16 protein-coding genes are annotated in these 13,773 nt (G+C 63.7%); 11 read left to right on the top strand and 5 right to left on the bottom strand.

Going from position 1 to position 13,773, the window contains the following annotated elements:
- The 6 genes from EN993_RS20730 to EN993_RS20700 all read left to right on the top strand — a co-directional run.
- Positions 1-135: divergent polysaccharide deacetylase family protein (locus EN993_RS20730; protein WP_206532396.1), on the top strand; the 135-nt coding region annotated here is incomplete at its 5' end.
- A 30-nt stretch (positions 136-165) separates the two neighbouring features.
- Complete coding sequence (locus EN993_RS20725; RefSeq protein WP_127264670.1) at positions 166-687, top strand: RNA pyrophosphohydrolase; 522 nt, start codon at positions 166-168, stop codon at positions 685-687.
- A 182-nt stretch (positions 688-869) separates the two neighbouring features.
- Complete coding sequence (gene alr / locus EN993_RS20715; RefSeq protein WP_127264669.1) at positions 870-2,009, top strand: alanine racemase; 1,140 nt, start codon at positions 870-872, stop codon at positions 2,007-2,009.
- A 275-nt stretch (positions 2,010-2,284) separates the two neighbouring features.
- Positions 2,285-2,701, top strand: coding sequence for a nucleoside diphosphate kinase regulator (rnk, locus tag EN993_RS20710; protein WP_127264668.1), 417 nt, complete (start codon positions 2,285-2,287; stop codon positions 2,699-2,701).
- 35 nt (positions 2,702-2,736) lie between these two features.
- A complete protein-coding gene (locus EN993_RS20705; protein WP_245468925.1) occupies positions 2,737-3,261 on the top strand; it encodes a nucleoside-diphosphate kinase in 525 nt (174 codons plus the stop codon).
- 120 nt (positions 3,262-3,381) lie between these two features.
- Positions 3,382-4,638 (top strand): D-amino acid dehydrogenase, encoded by a 1,257-nt coding sequence (locus EN993_RS20700; protein WP_109664561.1) that lies wholly within the window; start codon positions 3,382-3,384, stop codon positions 4,636-4,638.
- Positions 4,639-4,645: 7 nt separating this feature from the next.
- Here EN993_RS20700 and EN993_RS20695 read toward each other — a convergent pair whose 3' ends face one another.
- The 3 genes from EN993_RS20695 to EN993_RS20680 form a co-directional block, all read right to left on the bottom strand.
- Entirely contained in the window at positions 4,646-6,802 is a 2,157-nt protein-coding gene (locus EN993_RS20695) for a phosphatidylserine/phosphatidylglycerophosphate/cardiolipin synthase family protein (RefSeq protein WP_127264666.1), read from the bottom strand.
- Positions 6,799-7,242 (bottom strand): hypothetical protein, encoded by a 444-nt coding sequence (locus tag EN993_RS20690; RefSeq protein WP_126066763.1) that lies wholly within the window; start codon positions 7,240-7,242, stop codon positions 6,799-6,801. Before EN993_RS20690 ends, EN993_RS20695 begins: the two co-directional genes overlap by 4 nt.
- Positions 7,243-7,460: 218 nt before the next feature.
- Entirely contained in the window at positions 7,461-8,342 is an 882-nt protein-coding gene (locus EN993_RS20680) for a LysR family transcriptional regulator (protein WP_109664573.1), read from the bottom strand.
- Positions 8,343-8,559: 217 nt separating this feature from the next.
- On the opposite strand from EN993_RS20680, the gene EN993_RS20675 reads away from it, so the two are divergent.
- Entirely contained in the window at positions 8,560-10,056 is a 1,497-nt protein-coding gene (locus EN993_RS20675; RefSeq protein WP_023811796.1) for a CoA-acylating methylmalonate-semialdehyde dehydrogenase, read from the top strand.
- A 125-nt stretch (positions 10,057-10,181) separates the two neighbouring features.
- Here the strand turns inward: EN993_RS20675 and EN993_RS20670 are convergent, their stop codons facing one another.
- Positions 10,182-10,511: a nuclear transport factor 2 family protein gene (locus EN993_RS20670; RefSeq protein ID WP_126066760.1), complete on the bottom strand. Its 330-nt coding sequence runs from the start codon at positions 10,509-10,511 to the stop codon at positions 10,182-10,184.
- Positions 10,512-10,685: 174 nt separating this feature from the next.
- Between EN993_RS20670 and EN993_RS20665 the strand changes: the two genes are divergently transcribed.
- Both EN993_RS20665 and EN993_RS20660 read left to right on the top strand, forming a co-directional pair.
- Positions 10,686-11,006, top strand: coding sequence for a winged helix-turn-helix transcriptional regulator (locus tag EN993_RS20665; RefSeq protein ID WP_057145399.1), 321 nt, complete (start codon positions 10,686-10,688; stop codon positions 11,004-11,006).
- A 211-nt stretch (positions 11,007-11,217) separates the two neighbouring features.
- Positions 11,218-11,541: a hypothetical protein gene (locus EN993_RS20660; RefSeq protein ID WP_245468924.1), complete on the top strand. Its 324-nt coding sequence runs from the start codon at positions 11,218-11,220 to the stop codon at positions 11,539-11,541.
- 9 nt (positions 11,542-11,550) lie between these two features.
- Here EN993_RS20660 and EN993_RS20655 read toward each other — a convergent pair whose 3' ends face one another.
- Positions 11,551-12,201: a GntR family transcriptional regulator gene (locus EN993_RS20655; RefSeq protein WP_245463064.1), complete on the bottom strand. Its 651-nt coding sequence runs from the start codon at positions 12,199-12,201 to the stop codon at positions 11,551-11,553.
- Between the two features lie 111 nt (positions 12,202-12,312).
- Here EN993_RS20655 and EN993_RS20650 point away from each other — a divergent pair, with 111 nt between their 5' ends.
- A complete protein-coding gene (locus tag EN993_RS20650) occupies positions 12,313-13,206 on the top strand; it encodes a dihydrodipicolinate synthase family protein (RefSeq protein ID WP_109665430.1) in 894 nt (297 codons plus the stop codon).
- Positions 13,207-13,375: 169 nt separating this feature from the next.
- Positions 13,376-13,773: FAD-dependent oxidoreductase (locus EN993_RS20645; protein ID WP_164757735.1), on the top strand; the 398-nt coding region annotated here is incomplete at its 3' end.

Genomic DNA, 13,773 nt, shown 5'->3' with positions numbered 1-13,773 from the left:
GGCACGGCCGTCGGCATCGGCTCTGCTTTCGACCTGACCGTCGACACGGTGGCGTCCTGGGCGGCCGAGGCCAAGAAGCGCGGCATTGAGATCGTGCCGATTTCGGCGGTGGCCATTGACCCGCAAAAAGGCTAGCCATCGGAAAACAGATTGGAAGATTGACAGATGGCGAAGACAAAGAAAGTCGATCGCGAAACGCTGCCTTATCGGCCCTGTGTCGGGCTGATGATCCTCAACGCGGAGGGCCTGGTCTGGGTCGGGCATCGCATTGCCGAACCGGACAGCGAATTTGCCGGCACGACGCAGCTTTGGCAGATGCCGCAAGGCGGTATCGACAAGGGCGAGGAGCCGTTGCAAGCGGCCGAGCGCGAGCTCTATGAAGAGACCGGCATGCGCGGCGTTTCGCTGCTGGCCGAAGCGCCCAACTGGATCAACTATGATTTGCCGGACCACCTCGTCGGCATCGCCTTCAAGGGACGGTATCGCGGCCAGACGCAGAAATGGTTCGCCTTTCGCTTCCACGGCGATGTCGGCGAGATCCAGATCAATCCGCCGCCGGGCGGCCACACCGCCGAGTTCGACAAATGGGCATGGCGGCCTATGCAGGATTTGCCCGGCCTGGTCGTGCCGTTCAAGCGCCATGTCTATGAGGACGTGGTGGCGGCGTTCCGGCATCTGGTGCAATAGCCGCGATACAACAACCGCGGTTGCCGCGCCGGCCCGGCGGTCCTATTGATGTCTCTATCCGCCACCAAAAGCGCGTCGCGCTGAAACGGATTCATGCGACGCGCTTTTAGTCTTTGTCTGCATGCATGTCGTTGTCCCAAAACCGAAGTCACTTTTGGGCGACATGCATTGGAAGGGTCGCCATGAACGACGTCCCCAAAAGGTCGCTGCCCGAGGAGGTCACCGCCACAAGCGAAGTGGCGGCTGGGGCCGTCCTCACCATCGATCTCGGTGCGATCCGTGAAAACTACCGGCGGCTGAAAGCGCGGTTGGGCAATGTTCGCTGCGCTGGTGTGCTCAAGGCTGATGGTTACGGCGTTGGCGCCAGCCAGGTCGCGGCGGCGCTGCTGGGCGAAGGCTGCGATATCTTCTTCGTCGCGCTGCTGGGCGAAGGGGTCGCCTTGCGCCGCTCGATCGGGCCGGGCCCCGCCATTTTCGTGTTGAACGGCATTCCGCCTGGCGCCGAGCAAGACGCCGTGGCGGCGGACCTTTGCGCCGTCATCAACAGCGTGGGGCAATTGGCGGCCTGGCGCGCGGCGGGCCGCCGCGCCGGCCGAAAACTGCCGGCTGCGATCCAGGTCGACAGCGGCATGTCGCGGCTCGGCATGGCGCCCCGGGATGTGGAGCGCGTTGCCACCGATCCGCATGCCTTCGACGGCATCGACATCCGTTTCGTGATGAGCCATCTGGCCTGTGCCGACGAGCCGGAGCATCCGGCCAATGAGCGGCAGCGACTGGCATTCGAGGGGCTGCGCAAGATGTTGCCGGCGGCGCCGGCCTCGCTCGCCAATTCGTCCGGCATCTTTCTTGGGGCACGCTTTCACTACGATCTCGCACGCCCCGGTGCCGCGCTCTATGGCATCAATCCGACGCCGGCCAGGTCGAACCCGATGCTGCCGGTGGTACGGCTAGAGGCCAAGGTCGTCCAGACACGCATGCTGGAGGCCGGCGTTGGTGTCGGCTATGGCCACACATTCCACACTGTGGCCCCGCTCGCTGCTGCGACGATCTCGCTGGGCTATGCCGATGGCTGGCACCGACGCGCGGCGTCCGCGGCCTGGTTCGAGGGCGCGCGCCTGCCCTTCCTCGGGCGAGTGTCGATGGATTCGATCATTCTCGACATCTCCGCCTTGCCGTCCGGCAAGCTCCGCGAGGGTGATCTCGTCGAACTGCTCGGTCCCTCACAAAGCGTCGATGACGCTGCCGGCCATGCCGGCACCATCGGCTACGAGATCCTGACCAGCCTCGGCCCGCGCTTTCATCGGCGCTATGTCTACGGTTGAGCGGTTTGGCCGCGCTTGACAAGCGGACGCCTGTCGGCAAGGCTCCGGGTATGAGCAACCTCGCCCATATCAGAATCTTGTTCAGGGTCTGCCCGATCGCGGGATCGTAGCCCCGGCGCGGTCGCCTTTTGGCGTCCGTCCGAACCGGGGCATTTCTACCTGACATCATCATTCTCAAGCCAGACAGCCCTCGCGGCTGACGGCTTTTCATCAAGCCGCCGTCAGTACGGCGGCAGGCGCGCATCTGTTCGATGCGCCAACTCATGAGGTTTGCCATGCAACATGCAGCAGGATTGCGTCCACCGAGCCGGCTTCTGGTCAGCGATGCCGACCACAACAGGCTGACGGGCCTGGCGCGGGCGTCGCTCGATCGCGTGCCCGAGACAGCCGAAGAGCTGCTTTCGGAGATGGATCGGGCCGTCATCACGGCGGCGGCTTCCATGCCGGCCAACGTGGTGCGGATGGGCTCGACGGTGACAATCCGCGGCGATGGCGGGGAGCGCATCACACTGGTCTATCCCGGCGATGCCGACATCACAGAAAACAGGATTTCAGTGCTGACGCCGATGGGGACGGCGCTCATCGGCGCGTCGATCGGGGAGACAGTGTGCTGGAGCGGTCGTGGCGGCCGGGAACTGTCGTTGATCGTCGAAGCCGTCGAGACGCCGGCCTACGTCCAGCAGCGGTCCTGATCATGGAGGCGGTGATGACAGGTACGAAATGCTGGTTGACGACGAAGGACTTCGCCGTCCTCGAGATCATGCTGGAGCGTCGGCGGGCTTTCGCGGATCCGATCGTTCCTATGCTTGCACACAAGCTCTCCAAAGCCGATGTCGTTCCGATCGATTCGGTCGGACCCGATATCGTGACGCTGAACAGCAGGGTGGTGTTTCGTATCGATGCCGGCCCTGCCGAGACCCGAACCCTGGTGCAAAACGAGGTGCGCGGGCCGGTCGGCTCCAGCCTGTCGATCACGACCAGGCGGGGGCTCTGCATGCTTGGCATGGCCGAGGGCCAGACGGCATCGATTGAACAGGCCGACGGCAGGCGGGAGTCGATCCTGATCGCGGCCGTGCTCTACCAGCCGGAGGCCGCGCGACGGGCCGTCAGGGAGAAATCCCAAGCCGAGGTGCGACGACCGCATCGGCTCACCCTCGTCTACAGCGCCGCAGCCGATTGGCGGCCTCTTGGCGAGAGAGCCGGAATGCGGCAGACAGAGGGGGATGACGACCCCGGTCCCACGGCGGCGTGAACGGGCAACAGTGCATGATCTCGAAAATCGGCATCGATTTTCGCCGGGGATCATGCGCAAATCGGAAATGCGGCCGCGGCCAAGGCGTCCTGAAGGACGCGCGGCGGCAAGGAGTGAACGATGAAGATCATGGTGCTGGGCGGTGGCGTTATCGGGGTGACCACGGCGTACTTTCTTGCCGAGGCCGGCCACGAGGTGACGGTTCTCGACCGCCAGAAAGGCCCGGCGCTGGAAACCAGCTTCGCCAATGCCGGCGAGATATCGCCGGGCTACGCTTCTCCGTGGGCCGGCCCCGGCATTCCGCTGAAGGCGATCAAATGGCTGCTGATGAAGCATGGGCCGCTGGTGGTGCGGCCGGCCTTCGATCCGCATATGTGGACATGGCTGATCAAGATGCTGCGCAACTGCACGGCCGAGCGCTATGCGATCAACAAGGCGCGCATGGTGCCGCTCGCCGAATACAGCCGTGACACGCTGAAGGCGCTGCGTGAAACGACCGGCATCGCCTATGACGAGCGGACACAGGGCACGCTGCAACTGTTTCGCACGCAAAAGCAGCTCGACGGCACCGGTGGCGATGTCGAGGTGCTGAAGAAGTATGGCGTGCCTTACGAGATCCTCGATCAGGACGGCTGCATCGCGGCGGAGCCGGGCCTGGCCGGAGTGCGCGAAAAGTTCGTCGGCGGCCTCAGGCTGCCGCACGACGAGACCGGCGACTGCAAGATGTTCACCGACAGGCTGGCAGAGCTCTGTGTGGCGCGCGGTGTCAAGTTCGAATACGACGTTACGATCTGGCGTGTCATCCGCAGCCGCAACCGCATCGCCAATCTCAGCACCAGCAAGGGCTGGAAAGCCGCCGACGCCTATGTGATGGCGCTGGGCAGTTATTCGGCAGGGTTCATGCGCCGGGTGAAGCGGCCGATCCCGGTCTATCCGGTCAAGGGCTATTCGATCACCGTGCCGATCAAGGACGCTGCTGCGGCACCGGTGTCGACGGTGATGGACGAGACCTACAAGGTGGCGATCACCCGGCTTGGCGACCGCATCCGGGTTGGCGGCACGGCCGAGATTTCCGGCTTCGACCTCAGGTTGCATGAATCGCGGCGGCGCACGCTGGAGCACTCGGTGGGTGACCTCTTTCCGGGCGCCGGCGCGATGCGGGACGCGACGTTCTGGTGCGGACTGCGGCCGATGACGCCGGATGGTCCGCCGCTGATCGGCCGCACCGAGCTTTCCAATCTCTATCTCAACACCGGGCACGGCACGCTCGGCTGGACCATGGCTTGCGGCTCGGGCAAGGTGCTGGCCGACATCATCTCCAGCCGGGTGCCGGACATCGATGTCCGCGACCTCGCGCAGGAGCGCTATCTGCGGTAGGCGTTGGTCAGAATGCTTGCCTGACCCAGTCTTCGTCGAACAGCAGCCGATAGGCCCACGGGATCGTCACATTGCTGGCGACCGGGTTCGAGTGGGCGAGATAGTCGTCATAGATCGGATTCATGCTGGTGTAGAAGGCCGGGTCGAGCACCATCATGCCGTTCTCCGAGTCGTGGAAGAAGCTGCGGTTGTTGAGGTTGACAGACGAGATGGCCACCAGCCTTTCGTCGATCATCATGATCTTGGAATGCAGCACGACATCCGGCGCCTTGAACTCGCGAATGTTGATGCGGTCGCCATATTTCTCGACGAACAGCTTGTTGAGCGCGGTGAGGAACCTGCCGCCGATATCGCCCTTGAGATCAATGCGGCCGACAATGTCGATCCTGACGCCGCGGGCGAGCGCCCGGTCAACAGCCTGGGCGAGCTTGGGCGTCAGGTTGAGGTAAGGATTGACGATCTGGATGTGGTGCTGGGCGGCGTCGACCAGTTCGACGAAATAATCCTCCAGCGCATGGCCATCCTCGTAGGGCACCGAAATGAAGTGCCGCGCCGTGCCTGACGGGCGGGCGCCGTCGGACCGGACTGGAATGGAGAAAGGACGCGCCAGATTGGTGTCGGCGTCGCGCAGCCACACTGTCGAAAGATGCGCGGCGAGTGTCTGGACCGTGGCCGGATCGGCGAACTCGATGTCGAAGTCGCTCCAGTTCGAATAGTAGTTCAGCGAGAACCCGTCGGTCTTGCCATATTGCTCAAGATCGGGATCACGCGACAGATCGATCGGCTGGTGGAACAGGAAGCCGTCATGGATGTTGCGGCCACCGATGATGGCGCGTGACCGCCCAGGATCGTCGGCAAGCGTCGCCAGCATCTTGATATGATGAACCTTGTGCAATTGTGAAATCTGCTCGTCGATCGGCGCGCCCCGGTCCGCCCGCCAGCGATATTCCTGCAATTCGACATTGGGAAATTCGGCCGCCAGCCGATGCAGCAGGGCGTCGTCCTTGTCGCGCTCCAGCACGTCGGTGACCAGAATGCGCACCTTGGTGCCAAGCGCTGCATGATGACGGATCAGCCGTTCGATGATGCGGCCGGAGAAGTCAGCCTTGAACTCCAGCGACGACAAATAGATCAGCTTGAGTTTTGGGGCATTGGAAAAGTCGAGCGGCAGCTCCGGGTCGCCCTTGTCGATGGCGCTGTCGGACAGCGGCGCTCCCATCAGCGCCTCGACCTTGGCGTTGAAGCCGTCGCGCGACTTGCGCAGCAGGCGCGGCTTTCCGATCGGCAAGGCGCAGGTCTGCGACAGCCAACGGCTGGCGTAGAAGGCGCGGCTGAGCGGATCGAGGCCTGTGGGATCGGGCGTCGTGCAACGCTCGTAGCGACTGTCGAAAGCGGCAAGTGCCGGGTCGGCGGTCTCTTCGCGCTCGATGGTGAGCGGTGCGCCGGCAGGGGCAAGGCTGGAGCGGATTCTTAGCACGCAGCGGTTCAGGCCGTCACTCGGGAACAGGCTGACCGTGTCGTCCTCGCCGGACAGGCGAAAATGGAATGCCGTTCCCGTGGCGATTGTGCGTGACCCACCGCCGGCACTGATCGCCAGCGTGCCGTCGCATGTGCCCTCGATGTCGGTCGGTTGCTTGCCTGCCTGGCGCAGCATGATCTCGACGCTGCGCGCCTGCAGGCCGGAGAAATCGAAGATCCTGGGCGTCGAAGGCCGCACTGCCGCATCGATGTAGAGCGTCTGCCGCGACATCCGCCAGCGTCCGTCGAAATGGCCGTCGCCGCCGCTGGCGCCGGCCGGCGGCAGATGTATTTCGGCAACCGGTCCGGCCAGTTGTTGCAGTGTCCGGTAGGTCGCCTGGAAATCGCTGTTGCGGATCTCATAACGGTCGTGACCGAAAGGGCCGGTGCCGTTCGCGCGGTCCATGGCGTCGAGTTGGTGGTGGGCGAGCAGTGCCAGGAACCGTTTTTCGTAGTCGCTCGTGCCGGCGTCGCCGAAGAACTGCGCGGCGGCGACTTGCGACCCGGCCGTCCTGGCCGATAGCAAGGGTCGCGCGCAGGCCGTCTGGCCTTGCAGGACGTCGCAGGCATTGCGGCCAGCGTCGGCACAGCCGGCAAGGACAGCCAGCCCGAATAGAACGATGGCGATGGATGCACGGGCCTTCACCCGGTCGCCCCGGCCTTCAGGACGCTCAATTGCGCCGGGTCGCGCGGTGGCATGAAACCCTGCGGGAAGACCTTGCAGACGGGAATGGCGAAGGTGGCGATCAGCAGTTCGGCCTCGCCGCGCACCTTGCGCGGCGCTGTCTTGTCGTCGCGTATCGCTTTCGCCGAGGCGACGAGGGTGCCGTCGCAGTCACAATGGTTGTGGCGGGCAATGTAACAGGCGTCGTGCGTCTGGCAGGCCGCGTCGAGGCGGTTGACCGGCCGGGCCGACAGATCGCCGGTGCGGGTGCCGGGGCCGCAATAATTGCCGAAGACGAAAGGCGAAGGCCGCGCCATGGCGTTGCGGATCGGTTTGGGCAGTTCGGCCTCCGGGACCTTCATCCACGGATTGGCGCATGCGGAAACGAAAAGCAGCGGCAGGATGGCAAGAACGGCTCGCATATCTATCCGCGCCAGCTTTCTGAAAGATTTCCCAACCGGCGACCTGCTCCGTGGCCGGCGACCGCACGCCTGATGCCACACTGGCCGGTTTTGTGGCAAGGAAAAGGCGGCACGGCTAAAGCGCATCGCGTTTGATCGGATTCATGCGATGCGCTTTAGCGTCTTTGTTTTATGCATGTCGTTCTCCCAAAACCGAGGCCACTTTTGGGCGACATGCATCAGACGAACAGGCCCCTCTCCCGTTCCACCATCTTGGTGATGAAGCTGGCGACGATCTGGACGCGGCGCAGCGGCCTGACCGATTCATGATAGACCAACCAGTAGGCGCGGCGGATCGGCGCCACGATGTCGACGGACACAAGTTCCGGCATCGAGCGGGCGACGAATGTGTGCAGGATGCCGATGCCGGCGCCCGAGCGCACCGCTTCGGCCTGGCCGAGCGCCGAGGAGATGGCGAAGCTGGTGCGCCAGTCGGCGCTGAATTCCGCCGCATAGTCGAGCGACGGGCTGACGATGAGGTCCGGCACATAGCCGATGAGTGTGTGCTGGCCAAGCTCGGCGGCGGTTTGGGGCAAACCATGCACCTCAGCATAGTCGCGCGACGCAAACAGGCCGAGCGAGTAGTCGACCAGCTTGCCAGCCACCAGCCGGCCCTCCGTCGGCCGTTCGACGGTGATGGCGATGTCGGCCTCGCGGCGCGACAGCGAGAAGGAGCGCGGTACCGGGACCAGCTGGATCGTCAATTCGCGGTGCAGCGCGGTCAGCGCGCCCAGGCGCTTGGCCAGGAAGGCGACACCAAAACCGTCGGGCGCGCCGATGCGCACCGTGCCGGAGACATCGTCACCTTCGCCGGCAACGGTCGAGCGCGCGGCGATCATGTCGCCCTCCATGCGCTCGGCAATATCGAGAAAGCGCTCGCCCGCCGGCGTCAGCTCGCTGCCGGTGGTCAGCCGGCGAAACAGCTTCGTCCGCAGCGCATCCTCAAGCGCGGCGATGCGGCGCGAGACGGTGGCGTGGTTGAGCTCCAGCCGCTTGGCTGCGCCCAGGATCTGGCCGGCGCGCGCCACGGCAAGGAAGATGCGGACGTCATCCCAGTTCATGGGAATGGTCCGGATGACAATCGCCGATGCTGCGTTCTGTGGCGAAGGAACTCAATCTCTCAATCCGTAGCAGCAATTGCATCCCGTCATTTGCGGGAATTGATGCCCGTCCGTCAATCGTTATCTACTTTTCGCACAACGGTTGCGTTCTCCGTCGCGTTGCCATCCGCCGGCCAAAGGCGGACAATGCGGCATCACAAACAAAGGGAGAGAAATCATGATCGACTACGGTCATTTCATCGGCGGCAAGCATGTCGCCGGGACCAGCGGCCGCAAGCAGGATGTCATGCAGCCGATGGACGGCTCCGTGCGCGGCACGGTGGCGCTGGCTTCGCAGGCGGAACTGCGCGCGGCTGTCGAGAATGCCAAGGCAGCGCAGCCGAAGTGGGCGGCAACGAACCCGCAGCGCCGCGTGCGCGTGCTGATGAAATTCCTCGAACTGGTCGCCCGCGACTATGACGAACTGGCCGACATCCTGGCGCGCGAGCACGGCAAGACGATTGCCGACGCCAAGGGCGACATCCAGCGCGGCCTTGAAGTGGTCGAGGTCTGCATCGGTGCGCCGCACATGATGAAGGGTGAGTTCACCGACGGCGCCGGTCCCGGCATCGACGTCTATTCGATGCGCCAGCCGCTCGGCGTCGTCGCCGGCATCACGCCGTTCAACTTCCCGGCGATGATCCCGCTGTGGAAGATCGCGCCGGCCATCGCCTGCGGCAACGCCTTTATCCTCAAGCCGTCGGAGCGCGATCCGGGCGTGCCGATGCGCATTGCCGAACTGTTCCTCGAAGCCGGGCTGCCGGCGGGCATCCTCAACGTCGTCAACGGCGACAAGGACGTGGTCGACGCCATCCTCGACGATCCCGACATCAAGGCCATCGGCTTTGTCGGCTCGACGCCGATCGCCCATTACATCTATTCGCGCGGCACGGCCGCCGGCAAGCGCGTGCAGTGCTTCGGCGGCGCCAAGAACCACATGATCATCATGCCCGATGCCGACATGGACCAGACCGTCGACGCGCTGATCGGCGCCGGCTACGGCTCGGCCGGCGAGCGCTGCATGGCGATCTCGGTCGCCGTCCCGGTTGGCAACGACACCGCCAACCGGCTCATGGAAAAGTTGATTCCGCGCGTCGAGAGCCTGAAGGTCGGTCCTTCGACCGACTCTTCGGCCGATTTCGGCCCGCTGGTGACGGCGCAGGCTCTTGAACGGGTCAAGGGTTATGTCGATACCGGCGTCAAGGAAGGCGCCAAGCTGGTCGTCGACGGCCGCGGCTTCTCCATGCAGGGTTATGAAGACGGCTACTATATGGGCGGCTGCCTGTTCGACAACGTCACCGCTGACATGCGCATCTACAAGGAAGAGATCTTCGGGCCGGTGCTCTCGGTGGTACGCGCGCCGACCTATGAGAGCGCGATCAAGCTCGCCAACGACCACGAGATGGGCAATGGCGTCGCCATCTTCACCCGTGATGGCGATGCCGCGCGCGATTTCGCTTCGCGGGTCCAGGTCGGCATGGTCGGCATCAACGTGCCGATCCCGGTGCCGATCGCCTATTACACCTTCGGCGGCTGGAAGGCGTCTTCGTTCGGCGATCTCAACCAGCACGGCCCGGACGCGTTCCGGTTCTACACCAAGACCAAGACGGTGACCTCGCGCTGGCCGTCCGGCATCAAGGACGGTGCGGAATTCGTCATCCCGACGATGAACTGATCTCGAGAGAAATTTTCGACGACAAGGGCGCGACGTTTGTCGCGCCCTTTTTGCATGGCGTCACACCGCTTCGTGCGTGCCGTCGTAGGATGGCCGATCGTCGACCGTGGGTCTCTCAGGGATGGTCACGCGTCGATCTCCAGCCGCGTGATCTGGTCATCGGCCAGTGTGAAGACGTAGTGGAGTGTCGCCGGGCTGCCGGGAAAATTGCCTGAGACGATGCCGGCGATCCGCCATGCATCGCCGTTGACCGTCGCGTCGGCGACCTCAACGGTCACCCGGTATTTTTTGGTCGTCTCCTCCATCCAGCTGCGGATGGCAGCCGAACCATGATGGGTTTTGCCTTCATCCCTGACCGTGGCGTCCGATGAGAAGGAGGCGAGCATGGCGTCGATGTCATGCCTGTTCTTGGCGACAAAATAGTCGGTCAGCGGCTGCGGAAGTTCTTCGGTCATGATTTCATCTCCGGTCCCAGTTCTGGCCGTTGACGCGAAGGTCCGCGGCCTTGTCCGGCTCCTAAAATGAGATAGACTGAAAAAATGACAAGAACCGACGAAAAGGTAAGGTACTTACTTGAAAGTAAGGTTGGGCCTGAAAGTAAGGTTAGACCCGAAAGTAAGGGCGAAGCGTTGACGCCGTTGTCGGCGGCGAGCGGCGTCGAGAATGTGCTGCGCATCCTCGAAGGCCGCTGGAAGCTGGTGATCCTGTTTCACCTGTTCGGCGGCAAGGTGCTGCGCTTTTCCGATCTCGAACGCGCGATCCCGGCGATCTCGCAGAAGATGCTGATCCAGCAGCTGCGGCAGATGGAGGCCGACGGAATTGTCCGTCGCATCGTTCATCATCAGGTGCCGCCGAAGGTCGAGTATTGCCTGACCGATTGGGGGCAGGCGCTATGTCCGGCTCTCGATGCCTTGCTGAAATGGGCAGCACTTCGCGAGCCGGAAGCCTGACGCGGATTGCGCCCCGCAACGCGCCGCAAGGATGCTTGTTTTCACATCGCGACCTCACCATATCGAATCCAGGAATGCGATAGAATTCCCTGACGACAGACCGGAAACCAGAAGGAGTGACGTGATGAAGACGTCGAATCCGGCCTGGAACGTCCCGGCATATTGAGGCTGCCCATGTGCCTCCCTTTGCCGGAACGTCAAGGCGAAGGAGGTGCCAGATGGCGCACATGTTTTCGTTCGATGGATCAGGATAGCCGCGATCGGCGCCACGCTGGCGCTGTCGACGCTACCCGCACAGGCGCAACTCATCTGCGGCGGCCACAGTGATCTTGTCGCGGGATTGGCGCAGGCCTTTCAACAAAAGCAGATCGGCTACGGTGTGGTCGGGCAAGCCGCCATTGTCGAGGTCTATGTTTCGGCAAGCGGGACATGGACCATGCTGGTGACCGACGTGCAGGGCCGAAGCTGCATCTTCGCGACCGGTGACGGATGGGAGAATACCGTCGCGGTCACCGCGACGGCGCAAGGGATCTGAGCCGTTCGATCAGCGCGTTGCGGCCACCTCGGCATGGCCGCGCAAAAGCGCCATCAGGCGCTTGGCATCCTTGGCCGCGGCCTCCTCGTCGCCGTCGAGGATCGAGCGGATCAGCGCGACATGGTGCTCGGCGGATTCGGCAAGGCCGGTGTCGGCCTTGTAGCGGAACCAGAAGCGCCGGCTGTGGGTCTGCAAGGGGGCGGCCAAACGGGCGGCGAACGGATTGTCGGCGGCCAGCGCCAGCGCTTCGTCGAGTGCCTTGTCGGCCTGGATGAAGGCAAGCACGTTGCCCGAGATGACCGCCTTCTGCATGGCGAGCGCTGCTTCGTGAAACAGGTCGGCGGCCTCGCGGGTGACGAAGCGGGCGGCCGAGCGGGCCAGGACCACCTCGACGCCGCGGCGCGCATCGAGCACGCGCAGCCAGTCGCCGGGATGGAGCGGAGCGATCGCGATGCCGGCGCGGGGCCGGACGTCGAGCAGCCCCTCCCAGGCCAGCCGTTGGATCGCCTCGCGCACCGGCGTGCGGCCGAGCCCGAGCCTTTCGATCAGGGCGCCCTCGGTTACGAAGCTCGCCGGGGCCAGTTCGAGCGTGACGATCATGTGCTCGAGCACATGATAGGCTTTGGTGGCGGCCGGTTCGGACGCGGTGCTTGCTTCCATGGATATCAAAGGCGTTCTCCTGATATATCTTGAATATATCATAACGGAATCTGTATTGACAGGCGGTTTCTTAACAGATATATGGCTGATATATCAGATGGAGACATGATCATGTGGACCGGAGTTTTCCCCGCCGTCACGACCAAATTCACCGCGGATGATCGTCTCGATCATGCCGAGATGGAGCGCTGCTTTAACCTGCAGATGGAGGCCGGCTGCGACGGCATCATCGTCTGCGGATCGCTCGGCGAAGGGCCAATGCTGTCGCCCGACGAGAAGATCGAAGTGCTGAAGACCGCGCAGAAGGTTGCCGGCAAGAAGCCGGTGCTGTTGACCGTCAACGAGGCCGGCACTCGCGAGGCCGCCAGCATCGCGAAGCGCGCCGCCAAGGAAGGCGCCAACGGCCTGATGGTGGTGCCGAGCCCGATCTACCACACCAATGCGGAAGAGACGGTCGCGGCCCTGCGCGCGGTCGCGCAGGCCGGCGACCTGCCAGTCATGATCTACTCCAACCGGCTCGCCTACCGCGTCGACGTCACCGTCGACCAGATGGAGGAGCTGGCGTCGGACAAGCGCTTTGTCGCGATCAAGGAATCCTCGGACGACATCCGTCGCTCGACCGAGATCATCAATCGCCTGGGCAGCCGCTACGACCTGTTTACCGGTGTCGACAATCTCGCCTTCGAGGCGCTGTCGGTTGGCGCCATCGGCTGGGTGGCCGGACTGGTCACCGCGTTCCCTCGCGAGACCGTCGCCATCTACCAGCTGATGAAGCAGGGCCGCCGCGAGGAGGCGCTCGCCATCTACCGCTGGTTCCGGCCGCTGCTCGATCTCGATGTCTCGACCTATCTGGTACAAAACATCAAGCTTGCCGAAGTGTTCGCGATCAACACAAATGACCGCGTGCGCATGCCGCGCCAGCCGCTGTCGGGCGAGCGCCGCAAGGCCGTCGAGAAGATCATCAAGGATGCGCTCGCGGTTCGGCCGAAGCTGCCGCAGTTCTAAGGGTCGCAATGCCGCAGTCCCCTTCATCCGACCGCTACGCGGCCACCTTCTCCCCGAGGGGAGAAGAGGTCGCCAACACCGGCGTCAGCCTCTTCTCTCCGTCGGGGAGAAGGTGGCCCGAAGGGTCGGATGAGGCGAGATTGGCACATGCAGAACGGCACGCGCAGCCATGAATAGCGATGCTGCAATCGACATCGCCATCGTCGGTGGTGGCATTATCGGTATCTGTGCCGCTGCGTCTCTGGCCGACGTGGGACGCAAGGTCACGATCTTCGATCGTTCTGGCATCTGCGAGGAGACGAGCTCCGGCAACGCCGCCGCTTTTGCCTTTTCCGATGTGCTGCCGATGGCGCACAAGGGCATGATGCGACAGCTGCCGAAATGGCTGGCGGATCCGCTCGGCCCGCTCAGCATCCCCCCCGCCTATCTGCCGAAGCTTCTGCCCTGGTTGATCCGCTTCTGGCGTGCAGGTGCTCCGGGAAAATACGAGGCGAGCCTTGCCGCTCAAGCCGGCATGATGAAGCTCGCCGAAGCGGAATGGATGGGCCTGCTCGATCGCTCCGGTAC

Source organism: Mesorhizobium sp. M7D.F.Ca.US.004.01.2.1 (assembly GCF_003997785.1).
GTDB lineage: Bacteria > Pseudomonadota > Alphaproteobacteria > Rhizobiales > Rhizobiaceae > Mesorhizobium > Mesorhizobium loti.
Note: the sequence above shows the minus strand (reverse complement) of the source record. Positions and strands in the feature narration are given on the sequence as shown.

Bases quoted from the DNA above. Each gene is read 5' to 3' on its own strand.
- EN993_RS20670 (WP_126066760.1), bottom strand. From the start codon at position 10,511: ATGACCGAAGAACTTCCGCAGCCGCTGACCGACTATTTTGTCGCCAAG.
- EN993_RS20690 (WP_126066763.1), bottom strand. From the start codon at position 7,242: ATGCGAGCCGTTCTTGCCATCCTGCCGCTGCTTTTCGTTTCCGCATGC.
- EN993_RS20655 (WP_245463064.1), bottom strand. From the start codon at position 12,201: ATGGAAGCAAGCACCGCGTCCGAACCGGCCGCCACCAAAGCCTATCAT.
- EN993_RS20675 (WP_023811796.1), top strand. From the start codon at position 8,560: ATGATCGACTACGGTCATTTCATCGGCGGCAAGCATGTCGCCGGGACC.
- EN993_RS20700 (WP_109664561.1), top strand. From the start codon at position 3,382: ATGAAGATCATGGTGCTGGGCGGTGGCGTTATCGGGGTGACCACGGCG.
- alr (WP_127264669.1), top strand. From the start codon at position 870: ATGAACGACGTCCCCAAAAGGTCGCTGCCCGAGGAGGTCACCGCCACA.
- rnk (WP_127264668.1), top strand. From the start codon at position 2,285: ATGCAACATGCAGCAGGATTGCGTCCACCGAGCCGGCTTCTGGTCAGC.
- EN993_RS20725 (WP_127264670.1), top strand. From the start codon at position 166: ATGGCGAAGACAAAGAAAGTCGATCGCGAAACGCTGCCTTATCGGCCC.
- EN993_RS20650 (WP_109665430.1), top strand. From the start codon at position 12,313: ATGTGGACCGGAGTTTTCCCCGCCGTCACGACCAAATTCACCGCGGAT.
- EN993_RS20680 (WP_109664573.1), bottom strand. From the start codon at position 8,342: ATGAACTGGGATGACGTCCGCATCTTCCTTGCCGTGGCGCGCGCCGGC.